The 22,611-nt window shown below is 26.3% G+C and carries 23 protein-coding genes, 2 pseudogenes and 1 CRISPR repeat array; of the genes and pseudogenes, 6 read left to right on the top strand and 19 right to left on the bottom strand.

What is annotated here, in order from left to right; translation table 11 throughout:
• Positions 1–88: 88 nt before the first annotated feature.
• From lgt to BUA90_RS00115, 4 genes are all read right to left on the bottom strand, one after another.
• Positions 89–820 (bottom strand): prolipoprotein diacylglyceryl transferase, encoded by a 732-nt coding sequence (lgt, locus tag BUA90_RS00130; RefSeq protein ID WP_072965337.1) that lies wholly within the window; start codon positions 818–820, stop codon positions 89–91.
• 83 nt (positions 821–903) lie between these two features.
• Positions 904–2,193 (bottom strand): EF-P 5-aminopentanol modification-associated protein YfmH, encoded by a 1,290-nt coding sequence (yfmH, locus tag BUA90_RS00125; protein WP_072965336.1) that lies wholly within the window; start codon positions 2,191–2,193, stop codon positions 904–906.
• A complete protein-coding gene (gene yfmF / locus BUA90_RS00120) occupies positions 2,190–3,470 on the bottom strand; it encodes an EF-P 5-aminopentanol modification-associated protein YfmF (RefSeq protein ID WP_094756643.1) in 1,281 nt (426 codons plus the stop codon). Before yfmF ends, yfmH begins: the two co-directional genes overlap by 4 nt.
• 131 nt (positions 3,471–3,601) lie before the next feature.
• Entirely contained in the window at positions 3,602–4,753 is a 1,152-nt protein-coding gene (locus tag BUA90_RS00115) for a ferrochelatase (RefSeq protein ID WP_072965335.1), read from the bottom strand.
• A 186-nt stretch (positions 4,754–4,939) separates the two neighbouring features.
• On the opposite strand from BUA90_RS00115, the gene ychF reads away from it, so the two are divergent.
• Complete coding sequence (gene ychF / locus BUA90_RS00110; protein ID WP_072965334.1) at positions 4,940–6,034, top strand: redox-regulated ATPase YchF; 1,095 nt, start codon at positions 4,940–4,942, stop codon at positions 6,032–6,034.
• A gap of 52 nt (positions 6,035–6,086) precedes the next feature.
• Here ychF and BUA90_RS00105 read toward each other — a convergent pair whose 3' ends face one another.
• From BUA90_RS00105 to BUA90_RS00080, 6 genes are all read right to left on the bottom strand, one after another.
• Complete coding sequence (locus BUA90_RS00105) at positions 6,087–7,214, bottom strand: ABC transporter permease (RefSeq protein WP_330390622.1); 1,128 nt, start codon at positions 7,212–7,214, stop codon at positions 6,087–6,089.
• Positions 7,215–7,222: 8 nt separating this feature from the next.
• Entirely contained in the window at positions 7,223–8,017 is a 795-nt protein-coding gene (locus BUA90_RS00100) for an ABC transporter ATP-binding protein (protein ID WP_330390614.1), read from the bottom strand.
• Entirely contained in the window at positions 8,014–9,027 is a 1,014-nt protein-coding gene (locus tag BUA90_RS00095) for an HlyD family secretion protein (RefSeq protein WP_072965332.1), read from the bottom strand. The genes BUA90_RS00100 and BUA90_RS00095 overlap by 4 nt, the downstream gene beginning before the upstream one ends.
• An 18-nt stretch (positions 9,028–9,045) precedes the next feature.
• Complete coding sequence (locus tag BUA90_RS00090; RefSeq protein WP_072965331.1) at positions 9,046–9,666, bottom strand: TetR/AcrR family transcriptional regulator; 621 nt, start codon at positions 9,664–9,666, stop codon at positions 9,046–9,048.
• A gap of 194 nt (positions 9,667–9,860) precedes the next feature.
• Positions 9,861–10,436: a phosphate propanoyltransferase gene (gene pduL / locus BUA90_RS00085; RefSeq protein ID WP_072965330.1), complete on the bottom strand. Its 576-nt coding sequence runs from the start codon at positions 10,434–10,436 to the stop codon at positions 9,861–9,863.
• A 124-nt stretch (positions 10,437–10,560) separates the two neighbouring features.
• Positions 10,561–10,860, bottom strand: coding sequence for an MTH1187 family thiamine-binding protein (locus BUA90_RS00080; RefSeq protein WP_072965329.1), 300 nt, complete (start codon positions 10,858–10,860; stop codon positions 10,561–10,563).
• Positions 10,861–11,027: 167 nt separating this feature from the next.
• Here BUA90_RS00080 and BUA90_RS00075 point away from each other — a divergent pair, with 167 nt between their 5' ends.
• Complete coding sequence (locus BUA90_RS00075) at positions 11,028–11,402, top strand: class II SORL domain-containing protein (protein WP_072965328.1); 375 nt, start codon at positions 11,028–11,030, stop codon at positions 11,400–11,402.
• Between the two features lie 24 nt (positions 11,403–11,426).
• Here BUA90_RS00075 and BUA90_RS12475 read toward each other — a convergent pair whose 3' ends face one another.
• The 8 genes and pseudogenes from BUA90_RS12475 to BUA90_RS00040 form a co-directional block, all read right to left on the bottom strand.
• Positions 11,427–11,600 carry a hypothetical protein gene (locus BUA90_RS12475; protein ID WP_094756642.1) on the bottom strand — a complete coding sequence of 58 codons (174 nt, stop codon included), beginning with the start codon at positions 11,598–11,600 and terminating at the stop codon, positions 11,427–11,429.
• A gap of 90 nt (positions 11,601–11,690) precedes the next feature.
• Positions 11,691–12,230 carry a hypoxanthine phosphoribosyltransferase gene (gene hpt / locus BUA90_RS00070; RefSeq protein WP_072965327.1) on the bottom strand — a complete coding sequence of 180 codons (540 nt, stop codon included), beginning with the start codon at positions 12,228–12,230 and terminating at the stop codon, positions 11,691–11,693.
• A 98-nt stretch (positions 12,231–12,328) separates the two neighbouring features.
• Positions 12,329–12,697, bottom strand: coding sequence for a YkvA family protein (locus tag BUA90_RS00065; protein WP_159429975.1), 369 nt, complete (start codon positions 12,695–12,697; stop codon positions 12,329–12,331).
• 141 nt (positions 12,698–12,838) lie between these two features.
• Entirely contained in the window at positions 12,839–13,444 is a 606-nt protein-coding gene (locus BUA90_RS00060) for an SIR2 family NAD-dependent protein deacylase (protein WP_072965325.1), read from the bottom strand.
• 277 nt (positions 13,445–13,721) lie between these two features.
• The gene (locus BUA90_RS00055; RefSeq protein WP_072965324.1) at positions 13,722–15,347 is read right to left on the bottom strand and encodes a putative manganese-dependent inorganic diphosphatase; all 1,626 of its coding nucleotides are present in this window, start codon (positions 15,345–15,347) and stop codon (positions 13,722–13,724) included.
• 391 nt (positions 15,348–15,738) lie between these two features.
• Positions 15,739–16,174: a CRISPR direct-repeat array (repeat unit 30 nt; unit sequence GTTTCAATTCCTTATAGGTAGTCTAATAAT).
• 198 nt (positions 16,175–16,372) lie between these two features.
• Positions 16,373–16,753, bottom strand: a pseudogene (locus BUA90_RS00050) (BREX system Lon protease-like protein BrxL); the annotation flags it as partial.
• Between the two features lie 126 nt (positions 16,754–16,879).
• Positions 16,880–17,611: a DUF3226 domain-containing protein gene (locus BUA90_RS00045; protein ID WP_072965323.1), complete on the bottom strand. Its 732-nt coding sequence runs from the start codon at positions 17,609–17,611 to the stop codon at positions 16,880–16,882.
• Entirely contained in the window at positions 17,611–18,645 is a 1,035-nt protein-coding gene (locus BUA90_RS00040; protein WP_072965322.1) for an AAA family ATPase, read from the bottom strand. The genes BUA90_RS00045 and BUA90_RS00040 overlap by 1 nt, the downstream gene beginning before the upstream one ends.
• 666 nt (positions 18,646–19,311) lie before the next feature.
• On the opposite strand from BUA90_RS00040, the gene BUA90_RS12580 reads away from it, so the two are divergent.
• From BUA90_RS12580 to BUA90_RS00020, 4 genes and pseudogenes are all read left to right on the top strand, one after another.
• Positions 19,312–19,683: a tyrosine-type recombinase/integrase gene (locus tag BUA90_RS12580; RefSeq protein WP_242945001.1), complete on the top strand. Its 372-nt coding sequence runs from the start codon at positions 19,312–19,314 to the stop codon at positions 19,681–19,683.
• Positions 19,684–19,694: 11 nt separating this feature from the next.
• Positions 19,695–20,210, top strand: coding sequence for a tyrosine-type recombinase/integrase (locus BUA90_RS12575; protein ID WP_243109687.1), 516 nt, complete (start codon positions 19,695–19,697; stop codon positions 20,208–20,210).
• A gap of 12 nt (positions 20,211–20,222) precedes the next feature.
• Positions 20,223–20,816 carry a hypothetical protein gene (locus BUA90_RS00030; RefSeq protein ID WP_072965321.1) on the top strand — a complete coding sequence of 198 codons (594 nt, stop codon included), beginning with the start codon at positions 20,223–20,225 and terminating at the stop codon, positions 20,814–20,816.
• 438 nt (positions 20,817–21,254) lie between these two features.
• Positions 21,255–22,088: pseudogene (locus BUA90_RS00020) on the top strand (IS256 family transposase); the annotation flags it as partial.
• A 61-nt stretch (positions 22,089–22,149) separates the two neighbouring features.
• On the opposite strand, the gene istB reads toward BUA90_RS00020, so the two are convergent.
• Positions 22,150–22,611: IS21-like element helper ATPase IstB (gene istB, locus BUA90_RS00015; protein ID WP_094756639.1), on the bottom strand; the 462-nt coding region annotated here is incomplete at its 5' end.

Here is a 22,611-nt window from a genome sequence, read left to right as displayed (position 1 = left end):
ACCTCACATATAATTAATATGTAAAAATGATAATACACATGCCATAATTTGTCAAGAAAAATAAAGTTACAATATCTTTTCAATTATATTACAAATTTTCTTTTTTACGCCTTTTAATTAATAAATATGTAAATATAACTATAAGAGCTAGGCTCAAAAGCTGAGCAACTCTAAACGGTCCAAGCATTAGACTATCAATTCTTAAACCCTCAATAAAAAATCTTCCTATCGAATATAATATAATATAAAAATAAAAAACTTCCCCATCAAATTTTTTATTTTTTCTATATTTCATTAAAAATATGAATATAGCAAAATCCCAAAGTGATTCATATAAAAATGTTGGATGCACCTTTACACCATCAACTGTTATAGCCCACGGTAAATTTGTAGGTCTACCATAAGCTTCTTTGTTAATAAAATTACCCCATCTCCCTATCGATTGTCCTAATATTAAACTTGGAGCAATTATATCTGCTATTTTCCAAAAGCTGAGTTTATTATACTTAGTAAATAAATATCCCGATATAAATCCAGCTATTACCCCTCCATGTATAGCTAAACCGCCTTCTCTTATATTTATAATCTTCATTATATCTCCATTATAATAACTCCAATTAAAAATTACATAATAAAGCCTTGCACCAATTATAGCACATGGAATTACAACTAAAATCAAATCAATCAATTTATTTTCATCAATATTTACTCTTCTGGATTCTCTTACAGCCAAAAGAGTTCCTAAGAGCATTCCAAAAGAAATCAAAATGCCATACCATCTCACAGAAATACCAAATATTTTAAATGCTACCGGATTCAAATTCGTCACTCCCTATTAAATAATATGAGGTTGCCAATAGGCAACCTAGTTTTATTATAATTACAATATAAATATAAGTCAAATTAATTAGGATTTATAATTGATATAACACTTTTTTCAATATCAAAGTGTTTTTCAAAACGACTAGATACTTCTTCAATATTCATTTTATTTAATACATCAATATAATCAAACAGATTTATACCTTTAAAGTAATAGGAAGTAAACATGTTTGCAATAAATTCAACTGAATTGTAATACATTATATGCTGACCTATCATTTTTTTCTTAACTCTCTCAAAATCTTTAGAATTTAACCCTTCTTTTTTTATTTTGTCTATTTCACTGCAAATCATATCATAAACTTTTTTAGGTTCTTTGGATTCTCCACCTATCATTGAATGTCCATAAGTTATATCAAAAGTATATTCATTTTCAAAATTTTCATTTATAAGACCGTCATCATACAGCTTTTTATATAAATTTGAACTCTTTCCAAAGAGCATATCTAATATGATTTTTGTTTGTATATCTTTTTCAAGTAGCTCTTTATTTTTTAAACCAATATTATTATCTTTAAAAGCTATATTAAATAAAGGCATAGATACAGAAAGATTTTCTTCTATTTTTTTCATATTAATATTTTCATCTTCTTTTGGCAGAATTCTTTCTACATTTCCCTCTAGTTTTTTAAAACTTTCTTTCAAATTTTTTTCAATAGTAGAAATGGTTTCATCTTTGTCTACATCTCCAACTATACAAATCATCATATTGTTTGGAACATAAAAAGTATTATAGCATTTATATAAATCTTCTTTTGTTATTTTATATATGCTTTCAACTGTTCCAGCAATATCTACTCTTACCGGATGTTCTTTATATAAACCCTTTAATGCATTAAAAAATACTTTCCAATTTGGATTATCTTCATACATTCGTATTTCCTGTTCTATAATCCCTTTTTCTTTTTCAACATTTTCATCAGTTAAATATGGAGATTGTACAAAGTCAACTAAAATACTTAAATTCTCATAGAATTTATCTGTACATGAAAACAAATAGCATGTAGAATTAAAATTTGTATATGCATTTACATTTGAACCAAGTTTAGAAAATCTATTAAACACACCGCCTTCTTCGCTTTCAAACAGTTTATGTTCCAAAAAATGAGCTATTCCTTCTGGCATCTCTATAGCTGCATTTTCACCCGGCAACTTAAATTTATTATCAATAGAACCGTATCTAGTTCCAAATATTGCATACTTTTTAGTAAAATTTTTTTTAGGTATTATAAATATATCTAAACCGTTATCAAGTTTTATTTTATACATTTTTTCATTTAGCATTGAACTATGTATTTCTTTAAAAATCATTTTCTTTCCTCCCTATTTTTATTTAGGAAATAAATTGTATCTAATTTGAATTTTTTTCCTGCCTCAATAATTGAGTCTTTTTTTACTCTTTGTATTTTTGCAATTATACCATCTAAATCTTCACTAACACCACTTAAAGTTTGTGAAAAATAAAAATCTATAAGCATATTTGGACTATCTGATAATGATTTTATAGAAGTAATAATAGATTTTTTAGCTATTTCAATGTCATCTTCAGTAAATTTTCCATCTTGAAGCTTTTTAACTTCATCTATAATTAATTTTTTTGTCTTATCAAAATTATCAAATTCTATTCCACTACTTATAAGCATAATAGATTTAAATTTATCTATTTTAGAATATATATAATAGCATAAACTCTTTTTTTCTCTTACATTTTGAAAAAGCTTTGAATTAGGTCCTCCTCCAAGTATACTAGAAAAAAGTATCGAACTTTCATATAATTCACTTTCATAAGGAATATTTGTCCTATAACCAATAGTTAATTTTCCTTGATTTACATTTAGATTATCTTCTACTTCTTTTACATAAGTTTCCTTCTTAATATTTTCTCTTGGAATATCTATTATATCTCCTCTTTTGAAATCAAAATTCTCAGATATTAATTTTCTAGATGTTTCTTCATCTATATCTCCTATAAAAAATATATCTATTGGAGAAGTTTCTAATACATTTTGATAGTGGCTGAACAATGTGTCATTGTCAATTTTTTCTAACTCATCTAAATTTCCATATTCATAAATGCTAAAAGGTTCATCTTTGCACATTTCTTCAATACATCTGTCAACAGCATATTTCCTCTTATCGTTAATTCTACTCTTTATTTTTTCCTTAAGATTTTCTTTTTCTTGCCTAAAATATTTTTCAATAAAACTGCCATTTTCTACTGCGGGTTCATTTATAATTTCATTAAATATTTTTAAGCACTCATTTACAATATTTTTATCGCATATATGGTTTACATCTGAAATTTGCATTTTAAATTGAATAATCTGTTTTTCACCTTTTTTAGCAATATCACTGTTAACTATAGTACCATATAAATTTTCTAGTTTTTTATTCAAGTCTAAAAAATTGGGATATGTTTTTGTTGCCTTTGTGAGTATTTGTGATAACAAAGCATTTTTTGCAGCTTCTTCATTAGAAAGCGGTCTTTGCATATATATTCCTATCAAATATGTTTTAAATTTATCAGATTTAATAGTATGCAATCTAACTGATTTAGCAATCTCTATAGAATTTAACCTTTTTAACAAATTACACCCTCCTTTTTATCTTTGGATATAGTTTATTATTATTAAAATAATGATTAATAATACATATTAACATAGAAAATATATCTATATTTATTATAATCTATATATAAGTGCAAGATTATATTTTTTATTTAATCTTGCAAATTCAATAATCTAATTTTATACTCTAATTCATTTAACAAATTTTCTCCTATTCCCCAGCCATTCAGATAAATTATCCTTATTCCTTCACGCTTCGATATTTTTTTAATTAATTGCTTCACATTACTTTGTACTAAAATTTTGTCAGTAATATCTGATATACTAACAACAATAATTTCACTTATTCCTTTTTCTCTAATATTACTAATAGCTTGTAATAATAAATCTATATCTTTATTTAAATCCGTATAGACAATTTTATTACTATCAAATCCTTCTTTTTTTAAATTTTTAATCAGCTTATTTATAAAAATAATTATCTGATTTTTATTGGAATATTTATCACTGTTAACTATTACGATACCAACAAGTTTTTTTTCATCTTCTCCTATATTTGATAAAATTTTTTTTGCAATCTGCCTATTTAATTTTTCACTTTCCCAAAATGAAGGTATAATTTTAATAAAAATACTATCATCAGAATAATTTTTTAAAACTTCCTTGATTTCTTTTAATTCTTTATTCTCAGTTAAATATAGTGGAACTACTATTAATTTATCATATTTTTCACTTAACCTACATATTTCTTTTTCAAAATAAGGTTTTACATTTAAATAAGATATATATATATCATACCCTTCTCCTAAACGATTTTGCAGTTTTTCTTTTAAATTTTCTATTAAATTAATATAATCACTTTTCCCTAATTTTTCATATGCCAGCTTATATTTAAATACTTTAAAAGGTGCAACTATTAGTTCTAAAAAATTAGATTCTTTATAACAGCACTTTAATATTAAATAAGAATCAAATATCGATGCTTCTCCATCAGAAACAATTAAAACCCCACAATTCTTTTCATTTAAAAACTCGTTTCCTATATTCAAAAAATATTCATTATACTTTACTACATGAAAATAAATTATTATACTAAAAATGACATAACCTACTATTAAACCTAATATTAATCTTATTATATACTGTATATTTAATTTAAACGTTTTTATAATATTAACTATGATAAGTACTATTATTACAATTGTCATCTTTTCAAAAATTCCATTAAATATTAAGAAACATACTAATAAAATACCTAAAATTAAACTTTTTAATAAAAGTAAAAATTTATTGTAAAAATTCATTTTTGCCACCTCTCTATAAACTAAACTTCATCTTTACAAAACTATACTAAATTGTATTGCTTTAAAATAAAAATATGTTTGACAATTTAAAAGAAAGATTTTCTATCATTATTGCTTTAAAAATATTTATGTTTTATAATTTATTCTGTATGTACTAAAGAAAAAATATCGAAAGGAAGAATAAATATGAAATTAGGAATTGTCGGTTTGCCAAATGTAGGTAAAAGTACACTATTTAATGCCATTACAAAAGCCGGTGCTCAATCTGCAAATTATCCTTTTTGTACTATAGAACCAAATGTAGGTGTAGTAGCAGTTCCCGACCATAGATTAGAAGTATTAGAAAAAATGTATAACTCTGAAAAAGTAGTTCCTACTTCTATTGAATTTTATGATATTGCAGGTCTTGTTAAAGGAGCAAGTAAAGGTGAAGGTCTTGGTAATAAATTTTTATCTCATATAAGAGAAGTTGCAGCTATAATACATGTAGTAAGATGTTTTGACGACAGCAATGTAGTTCATGTCGAAGGCAGTGTTAACCCAATTAGAGATATTGAAACTATTAACCTTGAGCTCATATTCTCAGACTTAGAACTTCTGCAAAGACGTATAGAAAAAACTCAAAAGCTTTTAAAAGGAGATAAATCCTTACAAAGTGAATTAGATATTTTAAATACTATCAAATCGACTTTAGAAAATGGAAAATCTGCTCGTATCTTAAAATTTTCTGATGAAGAAGAAAAATTCGTTAAGAGTTTAAACCTACTTTCTTATAAACCTATAATCTATGTTGCAAATGTTTCCGAAGATGACCTTATCGAAAATGGCGGCAATAATGAGTATGTCGAAAAAGTTAAAGAATTTGCAAGAACTGAAAATGCTGAAGTTGTTGTTATCTCTGCAAAAATAGAATCAGAAATTGCTGAATTAGAAGAAGATGAAAAGAAAAACTTTTTACAAGAATTAGGTATAAAAGAAACCGGTTTAGAAAAGTTAATAAAAGCTAGTTACTCTCTACTTGGTCTTATCAGTTTTTTAACTGCTGGTCCTAAAGAAGTAAGAGCTTGGACTATCAAAAAAGGTACTAAAGCACCTCAAGCTGCTGGAAAAATACACTCAGATATGGAAAGAGGATTTATTAGAGCTGAAGTAATAGATTATGAAGAACTTGTAAAAGCAGGTAATATGACTACTGCTAAAGAAAAGGGATTAGTAAGACTCGAAGGAAAAGATTATATAGTTAAAGATGGAGATGTTATTTTATTCAGATTTAATGTATAAATACTGCAATATAAGTACCTCTGAAATTCCATTCAGAGGTACCTTTTATTTATCAATCTAATTTCTTTTTAAATTTTATTGCAGCAATTGTCAATAAGCTTACACTAAAAATGAACAATATAAATACATCTTTCCATAAATAATTTATACCTACTCCCTTTAAAATTATACCTCTTAATATATTTATAAAATATGTTAATGGTATAATACTTCCTCCATATCTTATTAGAAAAGGCATTGCTTCTCTAGGAAATATAAACCCAGACAATAATACACTTGGTAAAATAAACAATAAACTCATCTGCATAGCTTGTAGCTGATTTTTAGAAACACTTGATATTAACATTCCTATTGCTAGTGCACACACCACAAAACCTAATCCCAGTACAATTAATAAAAAAATATTTCCCTGTACTGATACATTAAACCAATAAGTTCCAAAAAATAATGCGATAAAAAAATCTACTGAACCAATTAAAATATAAGGAATCATTTTACCTATTATTAATTCCATAGGTTTTATCGGTGTAACTATTAATTGTTCTATAGTTCCTTTTTCTTTTTCTCTAACAAGAGTAAAAGCTGTTAGCATGACTGTAATATTTTGCATTATAAGCCCAATAAGAGCAGGTATTGTAAATTTACTGCTTTCAAGATTTGGATTAAACCATACTCTAGTTCTCATATCAACTGAACTTATTGCATCAGGATTAATTCCCTTTTGTATTAAACTTTTCATCTGCATTTTTAAAGAATACATTTTTGAAATAAGCAATCCACTTTGTAGTGCAGTTCTAGCAATAGTAGGGTCAGAACCATCAATTATAAGTTGAACTTCACTACTTTCATTCCTATATAATTTTCTAGCAAAATTTGGCGGTATTATAAGTGCTCCCTTCACTTTCCCTTCATTTATCAATTTTTCTATTTCATTTATGCTATTTGTATATATTTTTATATCAAAATAATTTGAAGCAGAAAATTTATCTATAAACTCTCTACTTTCAAAAGTTTTATCATTATCAAAAACAGCAATACTTATATGCTCAACATCAGTATTTACTGCATAACCAAATATTAATATAAAAATTAAAGGCATTGCTACAGCTATTACTAAACTAGCTTTATCTCTTTTTATATGTATAAACTCTTTTTTTATTATAGTAACAAGTCTTTGCATGCTCACTTTTATTCACCTTCCAATTTATTGCTAAGTACATTTCTTTCTACAAAAGAATAATTTACTTTAATACCCATTTGCTCCTCTACATAACTAATAAATACATCTTCTAAATTTCTGCTATTTTTTCTTCTGATTAATTCTTTTGGCGTCCCCTTTGTAAGTATTTTCCCACTAAATACAAAAGCTATTTCATCACAGCTTTCAGCTTCATCCATGTAATGAGTCGTAACTAATATAGTTATACCTTGATTTGCTAATTCATAAATCATATTCCAAAATATTCTTCTTGAAACTGGGTCGACACCTGCAGTTGGTTCATCTAATATAAGTAGTTTAGGTTTATGCAGCAAAGCACATCCTAAAGCTAATCTCTGCTTCCAACCGCCAGATAGATTTTTTGTAATAGTCTTTTCTTTGCCTTTTAACCCAGCCATTTCAATTAATTCTTCAATTCTTCTTTTTATTGTATTTTTAGAAAGAGAGTATATATTGGAATAAAATTTAAGATTTTCTAAAACTGTAAGGTCTTCATAAAGGCTAAATTTTTGAGACATATATCCAATATTTTGTTTTATCTTTTCTCCTTCTTTATATAAATCATAACCTAAAACTTTCCCCTCACCACAAGTGGGAGTTAACACTCCACATAACATTCTTATTGTAGTTGATTTTCCAGCTCCATTTGGACCTAATAGACCAAAAATTTTTCCTTTTGAAATTTTCAAACTTATATCATCTACTGCAACATAATTATTAAAAACTTTCCTCAAATTTTTGACATCTACAACATAATCTATCATTTGTTGTTCACCCCTAGTTTTACATCAGCTAACATACCAGGTTTTAAATCATTATCTTTATCAAATAGTTTTATTTTTACTTCAAACACCATTTCTTCTTTACTTTCCTTTGATTCTACATTTTTAGGAACAAATTCTGCTTCAGAAGATATATATACTACTTTACCTTTAATAATTTTTTTGTTTTCAAAATTTGTAAAAATATTAATTTCTTCTCCAAGTTTTATCTTATGAAGCTCCTTTTCTGGAATATAAATTTTTAGCCATAGATTATTTGTATTTATAATTGTTGCTATTACAGCACCTTTTGAAATCAATTCTCCCTTTTTAAAATTTAATGTTTGAACTACGCCATCAATAGGACTTTTTATACTACACTTATCAATTTGATTTTTTAACTGATCTATTTCTATTTCTGCACGTTTAACTTCTAATTGAGCAGTTTTTATTGTTTTTTCTGTTGCACCATTTAATAGCAAATTCAGCTCTGCAATAGAAGATTTATATTGTTTTTCGATACTCTTTAAATTTGCATCAGCTAAATCTAATACTGCTTTTGAATCTTTAAGCTGTTGTTTAGAAACTACACCTTTATTATAAAGTTGTTTTAAATCATTATAATTTTCTAATCTGTATTCATAATTTTTTCGTGCACCTTCCAACTGGGCTTTAATCTTCTCTGTATTTGCTTTTGCAGCTTTTATCTTTTCACTTCTCGTTCCGTCTAAAATTTCCTCAAGTTTTGTCTTAGCAATTTTAAATTGATTTTCAGCTTTTTTAAGTTGAATCTTTAAGTCCTTTACATCTATATCTGCAATCCTATCACCTATTGTTATTTTTTGTCCTTCTTCAACAAATATATTTTCTACTATTCCTCCTATTTGAGAACTTACTTTAATTTCTTCTGCCTCAATAGTACCTGTATAGGTTGATTGACTATTATCAAAATTTATACTGCAAGAAGTAAGAAAAACATTTAATATCAATAAAACAATTACAATTTTTTTCATTAACTATCCCCCCAAAAACTAATCTTTCTTTTTTATACCGTTCATAAAAATATCAATAATTAAATCTATTTCTTCTTCAATATTACTTATAGAAGTTTCTAATGGTACAAATTGCCTTTGAATAAGCATCATAAAAACCATACCAATTACAGACCTAATTATAATCATAGATTCAATATCTTTAATTTCACCTCTATCTTTAGCAATATCAACTAATCTTTCAACAGTTTCTATTATTTTTTTTAAAATTTTATCAATAAACAACTGTCTTATATCATCATGAAATTGTATTTCACATAATATAACCTTTATATAATCAAAATACTCTTCAAAAATCTTTACACGATTAATTATTATAACTTTTAAAATTTCTTCTAATGACTTATCTTTGTTTTCTTCTATTATTTCTTCTAATGGTTTTATGATTATTTCTTTTCCAAATATATCTATAGCTTTTAATAATATCCCATGCAGCAATTCTTTTTTCTTTGGGAAATACCTAAATATTGTACCTTCAGCTACTTTTGCCTCTCTTGCAATTTCACTAGTAGTTGCAGCAGAATAACCCTTTTTACTAAAAATCTTTATTGCTGCATCTAAAATTCTTTCTTCTGTACTCTTTGAAATTTTCTTCTTCATAATTATATAACCTCCTCAAATGAGTGAGTACTCACTTATATTATATTTTAAAAATTTTAAAAGTCAACTAAACTTTTTCTTTTTTCACATAATACTCGTATTTTTATTATAAAAATAAAAAGGATTCATCCTTTATTGTATACAAAAATAAGATGAACCCTTTTAAAAAATTATTTTAATATAACTTTTTTAAACTACTTAATTAATTCAACCTTGTCACCATTTTTTAGACATGCTGCATTTCCCTCATCTATATCAACATGAAATTCTAATGCATAGTTAGGATTTACTCTCACTAAAACGTTTTCAAATATTAAACCTCTTTTTCCTTCTACTTTTACTTTTACTATATCTTTATCTTTTACTCCAAATTTTTCAGCATCGCTTGTATGCATATGTATATGTCTTGCTGCTGCTATTACTCCTTCTTTTAATTCTACTTCCCCTTTAGGCCCAATTATTTTTACTCCCGGGCTATCTTTTAAATCTCCAGAATCTCTTACAGGTGGTTTAACACCTAAAACAAAACCATCAGTAATTGAAATTTCTACTTGTGTTTGTCCTCTTGCTGGTCCTAAAATTCTAACACCTTTTAATGTTCCCTTAGGTCCAACAATATCTACTTTCTCATTACAAGCATATTGTCCAGGTTGTGAAAGGTCTTTAAACTTTGTCAACTCATAACCTTCTCCAAATAAAATATCAATATGCTCCTTACTTAAGTGTACATGACGATTAGATAGTCCAACTGGAATCATTAATTCGCTCATATTTTTTCCTCCTTAGTACATTTGATTTTTATTTTATATGTATACATAATACAAATTTTATTATGATATAAACATTTTGTTCTGTCAATCTTTTAAAAAAAGTTTATATCTAACAAAATATTTTTTAAAGCTTAGCCATTACAGATTTTACTTTTCCTTCCATTGTCAACTCTTTATCTCTTCGATCGTCAATTTTAATAGTTGTAGATACTCTCAATGCTCCATTTTCAAATGGAACTTCATGAATTTTTCTAACAACTTTTAATATAGTATCTAAATCTCCTTCTATTATTGTTCCCATTGGAGTCAATTGAAATTTAATATTTTTTTCTTCTTTTAAAACTTCATGACATTTTGCTACATATTTACTTAAACTTGTACTGCCAGTCCCCAATGGCACTGTTGTAACTTCAACAATAGCCATACAATACACCTCCAATTTTATCCTTAAATTTTTTCTTATTTTTATATTACTATAATTTTTTATACTAATAAATTATAAAATAATGTTTTATTTTAATATTTATTGGATATATATTTAAAAGACAATTATACTTAATTTTAAAATATATTTAGGAGGTAATAATAATTATGAATAGTTTAAGTCAATTTTTACAAACTGGTGATTGGAAAGGTGAAAAACATGTACCTATAATTCACTGTCCAGAAAAAGTAAAAGCTGGAGAAGGTTTTGAACTAAAAATTTCTGTTGGCGATGAAATAAAACATCCCAATACAGCTGAACATCATATATCATGGTTTAAAGTATTTTTCCACGGAAAAGATGATAAATTTCCTGTAGAAATAGGCGATTTTAAATTTACCGCTCACGGAGAAGGAAATGTTTATGATGAACCAATAGCTGTAACTCACATAAAACTTAATAAATCCGGAACTATTTATGCATTAAGCTACTGCAATATTCATGGTTTATGGGAAAATTCTAAAGAAATAGTTGTTGAATAATTAAAGCCCCAATTGGGGCTTTAATTACGCCATTGCTCTTTCTAATTTGTCAAGATGCTGAAGTGGAAACATTCTCAACAATTCTTTAAACTGCTCCACAGTCAACCCTGAAGTTGTCGTATATATTCTTATCTTTTCATCTAAATCTGCATTTCTAAATCTTTCTTTAATTTCCTCAAAATTAGGGGCATTAGCCATAAAATCCCTCCTACTAATATTGTTTGAACAATATTAGTATTAGGATATTGGAAACTTTTATACTAAAATATAAAAATAATTATACCATTTTTATTTGCTATATACTTCTTCTTTTAAAGAAGCTATAAAAGGTAAATTTCTATATTTTTCTGCATAATCTATTCCATAACCTACTATAAAAGCATCGGGAATTTCAAAACCTATATAGTCTACTTCAATATCTACTTTTCTTCTCTCATGTTTATCTAAAAGTGAACAAATTTTTATACTCTTTGGTTTTCTAGATTTTAAATTTTCATACAAATATTTTAATGTAAGTCCTGTATCAACTATATCCTCTACTATTAGTACATTTTTTCCCTCTATACTAAAATCCAAATCCTTTAATATTTTAACTACTCCCGAACTTTCTGTTGAAAAACCATAACTTGATACTGCCATAAAATCTATAGTAATAGGAATACTAATCTTTCTAATTAAATCACTTAAAAAAACATTTGCCCCTTTCAAAACTCCAACTACAACTAAATCCTTGTTTTCATAATCTTTACTAATTTGCTTACCTAATTCGGCTACTTTTTCCTTTATTTCTTCTTCATTAAATAAAATTTCTTTAACATCATTTAACATCACTAACACCTGCCTTATTTTATTACTACCGCTAGTATATCATATTTTATGTACATTATAAATATTTTTATAAAAAAAGTTCGTTATTATATATCTATTTATACTTCATCATCATCTTTTACTTCGTATTCTACCGTTTCTATTACTTTATCTTTATTAAATTTAATATCTTTTTTCTTTCGACTCTCAATATACTTATCAAGTTCATCAGATACCATAGAAATTATATAAACAGCCAATACAGCATCATCAATAATTCCAAAACCTAAAATAGGGTCAGGTAATATATCAAGTGGTGAAATAACATATAAAAGTGTTAATAAAATAATAATTTTTTTAAATATGCTTACATCTTTATCTAATAAAAATTTTGGCAATACTCCTATTCTTTTAAAAAACTTAAATATCGCTTTTAATAAATCTAAATTTGTATATCTTGAAAATGATTTTTTTTTGATTGTAGGCACTCCTTTCACTAAACAAATTCTATATCATGTTTACATAATATAATTATTGTCAATGTTATATGCTTTAAAATTAGAAACTATATAAAAGCACAATTATCAACAACTAATAATAATGAAAAAATTAATATATATAATCTTAAATTATTTATTAAAAAAATCTCTTAAAAACTTTGGAACTAATTCCTTTGCATTTTGATTTATTATTTCTATTTTAGCTCCAGCTCTTTTTGCCCATCCAACTAAATCAGTTGCTGTTGATGTATAAAATGAAGTTCCTATTACTAATAACATCTCTGTATTAGTTACCAATTCTAATGCCTCCGTATATTTTGGTATCATATCTCCATATAAAACTACATTAGGATTTAATACTTCACTGCAGCATTTGCTGTATATATTTTTATATGCAATTTCTATATCATATTTCTTTCTGCATTTTGGACAATAAACATATTCTAAATTTCCATGTATTTCTATTACATTAGTACTTCCTGCTCTTTTATGTAGTGAATCAATATTCATAGTTATTACAGGTATATTATATTTTGCAATAGCTATATGAGCTGGGTTTGGCTCTGCTTTTTTTGCTGTATCGTCAAGTTTTTTTAGAATTTTATAAAAATCTTCAGGATTTTCATTAAAATATCTCCTGCTTAACTTTTGTCTTAAGTCCCCTAAATCTTCAAATGTAGGTACTCCACTATCCTTTGATACTCCTGCACCAGTAAAAACAACTATTTTGTTCACTATTTCACACCCTCCTCTTTTTCCTCTATATTAACATTAAATTTAAATAGTAATTTTAAAAGTTACTTGCTTTAAATCACAAATTAAAAAATATTTTTTACTATTAAAACACATATATATTTTTTCTATATATGATGTATTTAATCCTCTTGAAATTAAAAAAAACCATCTTTTGACATAAAACGTCATGCAGATGGTTTTTGGAAATAATTTTTATATTTATTTTGTACTATTTTGTTAAAATTACACTATTGCCTCGGAAATATATAATTCTCCATTAAATCGATTGATTGAACAGTTCAATGGCTTCTAATATTTTAGGTAAAACTTGTTTTTTTCTAGAAACTAAACTTTCAACAAACATTCCCTGTTTGCCTTCTTTATTAAAAGCTACTGTTATTATCTTATCATTTTCACTTTTATAAAATATATATGAACCTTCTTTTAAAATATCTGTTATAAGAAGTAGCGTCAAATAATACTGCTTATTTTTATGAATGTCATTTATATAACTTAAAAATTCATCTTTTTTATTGAATATTTGCTCTATATCTAAAGTAAAAACTTGGCTAATTCCTATTGTTTTTTCTTTTACAGTAAATTCCTTAAAATCTTTTAAAAATATTTCATCTATACTCTGTCCTTCAAGAGAAGTTCCTGCTCTAAACATATCCATAGCATATTTTTCTAAGTCTAACTTTAATACACTATTTAATTCATATACAGCTTTTTTATCTTCTTCAGTTGTAGTAGGTGATTTAAAAAACATGGTATCTGATATTATACCCGAAATCAGTATTCCTGCAATTTTATCTTCTACATCAATACCATATTCTTTATACATTTTATAAACTATGGTACATGTACTTCCTACAGGCATATTTCTAAATAATATAGGACTAGATGTTGAAATATTTCCTATCTTGTGGTGGTCTACAACTTCAATTATTTCTGCTTCGCTTAATCCTTCAATACTTTGATTAGATTCATTATGGTCAACTAATATAACTTTTTTTCTATTTGGATTTAATATATGTCGTCTATTCATAAAACCTAAAAATTGATTATCGTCATTTACTATTGGATAATTTGAATGCTTACTTGTCAGTAAAACTTCTTTTACATCTTCTAAATATTCTCTCTCATAAAATTTAATTATATCTCTATCTTTCATTATAGAAGATATGTAATTACATTGATTTATTAACTTAGAAATAGTATAAGTATCTCCTTTAACCGAAATAATATCTACATTGTTTTTCTGAGCTTTTTTTAGATATTTTTCAGGTAGCTTTTTTCCACCTGTAATTATTATCAATTTTACTTTACATTCTATGGAATAATCAACTATGTCGTATCTGTCCCCTACTATAACTATACTATTTTCATTCAATATTTTATCTTCTTTTATAGTATCATAATAAAAAGCTACAACTGAAATCTTTCCTTCTATTTCTTTATCTTCTCCAACTAAAATTTCTCCTTCTAAATTATCTACTATATTATTTATTCTAGTTTTTAATGAATAAAAATCTCCTCTTATTAATTCCATTGCTATATCTTTCATTGTAACAATTCCTAGCAGTTTACCACTTTTATCAACTATAGGAAGTGTTCTTATTTTTCTCGATTCCATGATTTTATATGCCGTTAATATTGTATCGTAAGGTCCTATACTATCTACTTTATCGTAATCTAAATCCTTTATTTGAGTTTTTACATTATCAAGCAGTTTAGGCTTTTCAATTTCAAATTTATCTAATATATACTCCGTTTCTTTATTTAAATCTCCTAGTACACAAGGAATTGTATTGTATCCCAATTTATTTTTTAAATATGATAGAGCTATTGCAGAAGCAACAGAATCTGTATCAGGATTTCTATGTCCAAAAACAAAAATCATTTCATTCCCCTCCAGTATTTTTGCTGTAAATAATTTTCAATTCACTGTGTATTTTAATTTTATTTTGTTTAAATATTATATTTTTTATATTGAAATTTTTAAACAAACATAAAAACACTAGCTTCATGCTAGTGTCGATATTATACAATTAAGCATACTTAAAATTTTAGTATGTAAATAGAATTATAAATAAATATTTAGATTTATGCAACTAAAAAATTTAAAATGTTTACTTATACTTTATTTTAATTCTTTATAGGTAGCCTAATAATGATAATTGAGAATTGATAATTGATAATTGAAAATTGAGAATTAAGAATTGTATTTCTTCAAAACTTATAAGAAGTCTAATAACTAATGAGCAGGTCATTATTGGATTTTGCTAATTTAAATTTCAATTCCTTATAGGTAGTCTAGTAACGACGTAATTACTTATTTACAAGACTTAGGTATACCGTAGTTTCAATTCCTTATAGGTAGTCTAATAATATGGCTGAGCAAAATTCTAAATCTTTGATAGATGCATGTTTCAATTCCTTATAGGTAGTCTAATAATTGTTTTAATATTGCTTTATTTTCAACAACTGTTACGTTTCAATTCCTTATAGGTAGTCTAATAATACATTTTTTCACTCCTTTTTAAATTATTACAAATACCTGTTTCAATTCCTTATAGGTAGTCTAATAATCTGCATTTTTTCACTCCTTTTTAAATTATTACAAATACCTGTTTCAATTCCTTATAGGTAGTCTAATAATAGATATTTTCTTTGTATCATCAGCAGATAGATAGGAGGGTTTCAATTCCTTATAGGTAGTCTAATAATCCATTGCACATGTTGATATTATCATATCTTTTAGTTTGTGTCAATTTATTGTTTTTTATGCTAATTCATACTAATTTACTATGATTTAACATCTCTATATATTGAAATTTACACATTTTTTGCTCAAAACAAAAAGTCGTCGATCCCCAGGTATTTTTACACTACTGAAGGTCGACGACAAAATAAAAAGTTAAAATTTCAGAATATTTTAAAAATGATTCTACCTGGAATTAATTTGCCTCCACCCTGCTCTGGTACAGTTACAAATTCTTCATTAAAACTTTCTTTATCTATGTAAGAAAAATGAACATCATAAAATTCCATACCACCAATTTTCTTCAATTGCTCTTTTACCCTTCTTCTCCCAACTAAAGCGTACTTTAGAATCTCCTCTATATCATCTTTTTTAAATTCTCCATTAGGATATATAATTTTTACAAGTTCAGAAACTGTTTTTCTAACTGCTATAACATCTCTTTGGTTTAAATTATTTCCCAATCTAAAATATCTATCAAAAGCATCTGTGTAGGATCTTTTTCTCATTTTCCTAAAAAACTCTGCTAAATAATCTGTAATAAAAACATACTCATCTGAATCATATCAGAAAATTATATGCCTATTTTTACCATCCGAAGGTTCTTTATCAAAATTTCGTTCTAATATGTTCTTTATTTCTTTTAGATTCATATTTTCACCTGCTTATTTCTATATTTCTTCTAACTTTTTAAATCCGTTTTGTATAGTTTTATATTTTTCCCAGTCAACACTTTTAAGCATCTCATCAATTAAAGCAAATGTCTTTTGTGGAAACATTACTCCAAAAGTTACTGCCAATTCTCCTTTTACTTTCAATCTTTGGGTGTTGACATATTTATTTAAATCAAAACCTGCTATAAATTCTTTACTCTTTTCAACAATATAACATTCTTCCTTGCCAATTTCACAAATAGCGTCCATTAAAAACGTTTCTAATGCTCCATTTTTATTGAATGGTATAATAATAGGAAGTATTCTAACTATTATAGATTCTTCAAATTCATTAGTATATTCTTTTTCTGACCATTCATTATTTCGTAAATCAACTTCTTCTAAATACTCACTTAATTCATTAAGTAAATCCTCATCACTTTCTGAATAATCTCTGTCTGTCAAAATAATAATTTTATTAAATGCATCTTCTTTATCTGCTAGTCTATTTATTTTTAAAACTTGTTGAATAGCATATTTAAAATTGTCTTTCCCTCCAACACCCCAAATGGCTAATAAATCATCACCCAGTCTATACCAATTTGCTTCTTCATTTTGTATATTTCTTACAGGAATATTTATTTTTCTTTTATCTTTTTTTCTGTAAAATTCCCATCCTTTAACTTTATTAAGATAATAACTAATCAAAATAGCATCTGATTTCCCTTCACACAGTAGTATGCTTTTCATTATCTCAACTCCATCCCAAAGTCTATTCTGCTGTCATATGCCTCTAATCCATTTAATATTCTGGCTTTAGTTTTTTCTCCCTCAGTGCTATTTTTGATAGTTATTATCCTTAAAGAATCTTTCAAAAAACTAGTATTGTCTAAATCTTTCTGGCTTTCTAAAATACTATCAATAATCTCAATGCTGTGAGTTGTCATAAATACTTGTACTTTATATTTATTACATGCTTTTACAAACCATTTAAAAAATTCAACTAATGCATCTATATGAATTGCTGTTTCAACTTCATCTATTAACAACACTCCATTTTCTGCCTTTATAATAGATGAACCCAATAAAAGTACCTTCTTAAGCCCATCTCCATATGTAGATAAAGGCATTAATCCAAGTTTTTTATGTTCAATATATGGAACTATCTTTTTTTGTTCTTCTATCATTTCAAGACTAATTATATCTTTATCAAATATTTTAAGTAAATTTATTAATTCCTTCTTTTTACCTTTCTTAATAATCTCATTAGAAACATTCTTAAGTAAATGTTCTGCTGGAGTAACATATTCTATAGGTATTAATTTAAAATCGCCAATTATTTTAAAGTCTTTATCGTTCTGATTTAACTTTATATTTTTTTCAAAAATACTATTGTCATGTTTAACTAGTATCTGTCCTTCAAACTCTTTAATTTCTGAATAAACATTTTCCGTTAAAATTGAAAATTCGTTACCCTTAATTGATATTTCAAAACTTTTATTTTTAACATTTGCTTTTATCTCTATGTTTTTAAGATTTTTATTAAACATGCTAGTAAAAATCGTATAGGCTGAACTCTTATTATTAAATATCTCTCTTGATCTACCTATCTTTATAATATTTCCTATCTCAAGAGGATATTGAAGAATTCCAATTGCTTCTAATACAGATGTTTTACCACTATTGTTCTTTCCGACAAAAATATTAATATCTCCCAAATCATTCAACTCTAAATTTTTAATTCCTCTAAAACTTTTTATAAATAAATTTTCAATAAATCTCACTTCTTCACCTCCATCTTAAATCTTAGCCAATAAATTTGCTTTTAATGGCTTTTCTTTTTATGTCAATATCATTAAAACCTTGTAATTTAAAAGCGGCAGCCTTTTTAAGTTCTAAATACAAAAAAGGCATTGATTTAATGTAGATGTATATTTTAACATTTTTATACAATCTCACCTCTTTCCCGGTCCACTTTACACTTTGATTTTAATTATATCACATATGCATTTATAATCTCCAAATTCTTTATACGAAAATATTTAATTTTCATTGACCTTTTATCAAAACTATAAAAAAAAGACCATAAAACATGGTCATATCTTTCAAATTAATGGTATTGTTCATTTACTTGTAAATCTATGTTATCAAAATCTAAACTAAATGGTGGCAAAATCAAAATAACATCTGCTGTAATGCAGATGTTATCAATATACGAGCAAGTCTATAAGCCGAGTTCTATATCAACATTTTTAAGAATGCTTTTTGTGCTGCAAATGGCTATTTTAAGCCATTTTTATTTTTGGCTATATTTCAAAGAATAAAAATATTGCACAGAACTCCAAGTTATGTACTTAAAATTGCAGTACATAACTAGAATTATAAATTATTATTTCTTTTTATGCAACTAAAAATTTATTGGGTTCTGTACAAAATGGAGGTGAAGGGTTATGTACAATATTGAAGATTTATTTGATGAATTTTTAAATTATTTAAAAGCAGAAAAAAATGCTTCAAAATCGACTATAACAAGTTATTCTACTGACTTTTTTGTTTTTTTAACCTTTCTTAAAAACAATAAAATCACACTTGATGTTGAGAAAATAAGAACACCTGATTTGAGAAGATATATAACACATCTAAAAATTGAAAAAAAATATAAAGTAAGAACAATCAGGAGAAAAATTCATTCTCTCTCTAGTTTTTTTAAATACCTGCTCGAAATGGAATATATTATGAAAAACCCAATGCTCCCCATCCATGCTCCAAAAGAGCCAGATCAAGTTCCAATTTTTATTGCTGAAGAAGATTTAAAAAACTAGTAAATGCACCTATGAAGTACAAATCCGAAACCTCACTTCGAGATAAAGTAATTCTTGAAATGCTAATTATGACTGGAGTTAGAAGAAGCGAATTACTTTCATTAAATTGGGAAGATGTAGATTTTAAAAACAATACACTTACAGTAAAAAAAGGAAAAGGTAATAAAGAAAGAATTATTCCTTTGCTTAGCCCTCTCGATGAAGACTTATGGAACTATTTACAAACAAGATTACCATTAAAAAATAACGCAATATTTATTTCATCGACAGGTAATAGACTTAGTATAACAGGCCTTCAGACATTATTTAGAAAATACATCAAATTGTCAGGCTTAGAAGGCAAAGGCTATACAATTCACAAATGTAGACATTCATTCGCAACTTTGCTAATTCAAAATGGTGCAGATCTTCTAAGTGTTCAGAAACTTTTAGGTCATGAAGATCTAAATACTACTAAAGTTTATACTCATCTTGATATGAATCATTTAAATAAAGCAATAAAGAAATTCCCTTTGGCACTAAAATAGGAGGTTAAAATTATGCGTTTTTATAAAATTGAAACTTTAGTTAAAATATTTCCAATTGAAAACAAATTATATAGGGATGTCAGGATCATATCGCTATTAAATAAGCCAAGAAAACATGTTAACAATAATAATATACTTTCAAAAAAGGCATTAGAAAATTTAAATAAATTCCTAATAGAAACCGATGGAATCGACGAACCATCTTCAATAGCATATTGGCTTAAACAAAAAGGTTTTGATGCAAAAATTATTGATTTTGACCTCACCAAAATCCCCTTGAGTATATTAGATGAACTCAATAATGATTATTGCAAAGTTTTTAGCAATAGTGATGCTTATTTTTTATCTAAATTGAATCCTGAAATTTGCGGCTACATAAACACTAAATATCCACTATTTGAATTAAATAACATTGAAACTATAATTGCAGAATTAGAGCATGAAATTCAACAAATAGATAAACCTTATAAACAAATGATATTTGCTGCATTAAGACACTCATTTAGAAACTATAAAACATTTAAGCAATACTGTCCTGACCTAAATGATAACTTTTTCAATATCTACTATAAATCTGCTTTTGTATACCCTTACCCATTTAAATAGTTATACATTCCAACTGTTAATTTATTATAAATTTTGCCTTGATTCAAACTTGATACAGTTATTATAATTTACTAACTAACAAAAAGGAGTTGATGATATGAGTAAGGAATTTAAATTTTTCCTTTACTGGATATTAAGATTTTTATTCTTTGCTGCTTTAGGACTATATAGTTTCATTACAATTATACAAAAACAAGATATTATTCTAAAAAATGCTGATATCACAATTCTATTAATCTTTATGTTTTGCTTATGTTATGCATTATGTTTTCAATCTGTAATACCCATAATAGAATATATAAAAAGTAAACGAGTATGAGGTAGATGAATTAATCATCTACCTCATAGGTAGTGTAATAAAATCTGTGTCTGGATGTAATTTTAAGCTCCTTTCTGGCAAGAATCTAAAATAATATTAAGTCAGAAAGGAGTATTTTTATGAGCACATTACCTAAAGAAGTATTAAGACAAATGATTTCAGAAGGAGGTTTAAAAACAGCAGACGATCTTTATGAATATTTAAAGGATATGTTTAAGGATGCTCTTCAGGAAATGCTTGAAGCGGAACTTGAAATGGAACTGGGTTACAGTAAGGGAGATAGAACAAATAAAAAAACAGATAATAAGAGAAATGGATATACCAATAAAACTGTAAAGACTAAATATGGAGAGATTGATATTGAAGTACCTAGGGATAGAAATGGAGATTTTCAGCCTATTGTAATTCCTAAGAATAAAACAGATATATCTGGAATAGAAGAAAAAGTAATATCACTTTATGCTAGAGGAATGTCAGCTAGAGATATAAATGAACAAATAAAAGATATTTATGGAATTAATCTTTCAGCAGATATGGTAAGTAAAATAACTGATAAGGTTATGCCTAGAGTTAAAGAATGGCAAAATAGACTTTTAGATCATATATATCCTTTCGTATTTCTAGATGCTATACATTTTAAAGTACGTGATAATGGACATGTAAAAAATATGGCAGCCTATGTGGTTTTAGGTGTTACTTTAGAAGGTTTTAAAGACATTCTAGGAATATGGATAGGTGAAAGTGAGTCTTCAAAGTTTTGGTTAGGAGTTTTAAATGAACTTAAAAACAGGGGTGTAGAAGATGTTTTAATATTTAGTGTAGATGGTTTAACTGGAATTAAAGAAGCTATCCAGGCTGCATTTCCTAAATCAGAAATACAAAGATGCATAATACATCAGCTAAGAAATTCTTTTAAATATGTAAGTTATAAAGATCGTAAAGAATTTGCTAAAATGTAAATGTCAATATAACTTTGTACGAAAAGTGGAAAATAATTTTGTACAAAAAAGCGAATCAATAGTTTTCAGAAGAACTGTCAAAATATTCAATTTTTGACTGAAGTCTGTATGAAGGTCCTTTAATTGAAATAACATGAGAATGATGTAATAATCTATCTAATATAGCATGAGCTAAAGTAGCTGAACCAAATATTTCACCCCAGTTAGAAAAAGCAGCATTAGTAGTTATTATAGTTGAATGACGCTCATATCTTTTAGATATTAGTTGAAAGAATAAGTTAGCTGCATCTGTATCTATCGGTAAGTACCCTATTTCATCTATTATTAATACTTTATACTTTGAATAATGTTTTAATCTAGTTTCTAATCGGTTTTCTGCTAAAGCTTTTTTTAATTGTGAAATTAATTCCTGAAAATGAATGAAGTATGTAGAGTATCTGTGCTTTGCACACTCTATTCCTAAGGAAGTAGCAAGATGAGTCTTGCCCACTCCAGGAGTTCCAACAAAAAGTATATT

The sequence above is a fragment of the Caminicella sporogenes DSM 14501 genome (assembly GCF_900142285.1).
Lineage (GTDB): Bacteria > Bacillota > Clostridia > Peptostreptococcales > Caminicellaceae > Caminicella > Caminicella sporogenes.
This window is presented reverse-complemented; position numbering and strand designations above follow the sequence as displayed.

Bases quoted from the DNA above. Each gene is read 5' to 3' on its own strand.
- BUA90_RS12580 (WP_242945001.1), top strand. From the start codon at position 19,312: ATGTACAATATTGAAGATTTATTTGATGAATTTTTAAATTATTTAAAA.
- BUA90_RS12475 (WP_094756642.1), bottom strand. From the start codon at position 11,600: ATGGCTAATGCCCCTAATTTTGAGGAAATTAAAGAAAGATTTAGAAAT.
- BUA90_RS00105 (WP_330390622.1), bottom strand. From the start codon at position 7,214: ATGCAAAGACTTGTTACTATAATAAAAAAAGAGTTTATACATATAAAA.
- ychF (WP_072965334.1), top strand. From the start codon at position 4,940: ATGAAATTAGGAATTGTCGGTTTGCCAAATGTAGGTAAAAGTACACTA.
- BUA90_RS00100 (WP_330390614.1), bottom strand. From the start codon at position 8,017: ATGATAGATTATGTTGTAGATGTCAAAAATTTGAGGAAAGTTTTTAAT.
- BUA90_RS00075 (WP_072965328.1), top strand. From the start codon at position 11,028: ATGAATAGTTTAAGTCAATTTTTACAAACTGGTGATTGGAAAGGTGAA.
- BUA90_RS12575 (WP_243109687.1), top strand. From the start codon at position 19,695: ATGAAGTACAAATCCGAAACCTCACTTCGAGATAAAGTAATTCTTGAA.
- hpt (WP_072965327.1), bottom strand. From the start codon at position 12,230: ATGTTAAATGATGTTAAAGAAATTTTATTTAATGAAGAAGAAATAAAG.
- BUA90_RS00115 (WP_072965335.1), bottom strand. From the start codon at position 4,753: ATGAATTTTTACAATAAATTTTTACTTTTATTAAAAAGTTTAATTTTA.
- BUA90_RS00055 (WP_072965324.1), bottom strand. From the start codon at position 15,347: ATGATTTTTGTTTTTGGACATAGAAATCCTGATACAGATTCTGTTGCT.
- BUA90_RS00095 (WP_072965332.1), bottom strand. From the start codon at position 9,027: ATGAAAAAAATTGTAATTGTTTTATTGATATTAAATGTTTTTCTTACT.
- BUA90_RS00045 (WP_072965323.1), bottom strand. From the start codon at position 17,611: ATGAAAAGCATACTACTGTGTGAAGGGAAATCAGATGCTATTTTGATT.
- BUA90_RS00030 (WP_072965321.1), top strand. From the start codon at position 20,223: ATGCGTTTTTATAAAATTGAAACTTTAGTTAAAATATTTCCAATTGAA.
- BUA90_RS00080 (WP_072965329.1), bottom strand. From the start codon at position 10,860: ATGGCTATTGTTGAAGTTACAACAGTGCCATTGGGGACTGGCAGTACA.
- BUA90_RS00090 (WP_072965331.1), bottom strand. From the start codon at position 9,666: ATGAAGAAGAAAATTTCAAAGAGTACAGAAGAAAGAATTTTAGATGCA.
- pduL (WP_072965330.1), bottom strand. From the start codon at position 10,436: ATGAGCGAATTAATGATTCCAGTTGGACTATCTAATCGTCATGTACAC.
- yfmH (WP_072965336.1), bottom strand. From the start codon at position 2,193: ATGATTTTTAAAGAAATACATAGTTCAATGCTAAATGAAAAAATGTAT.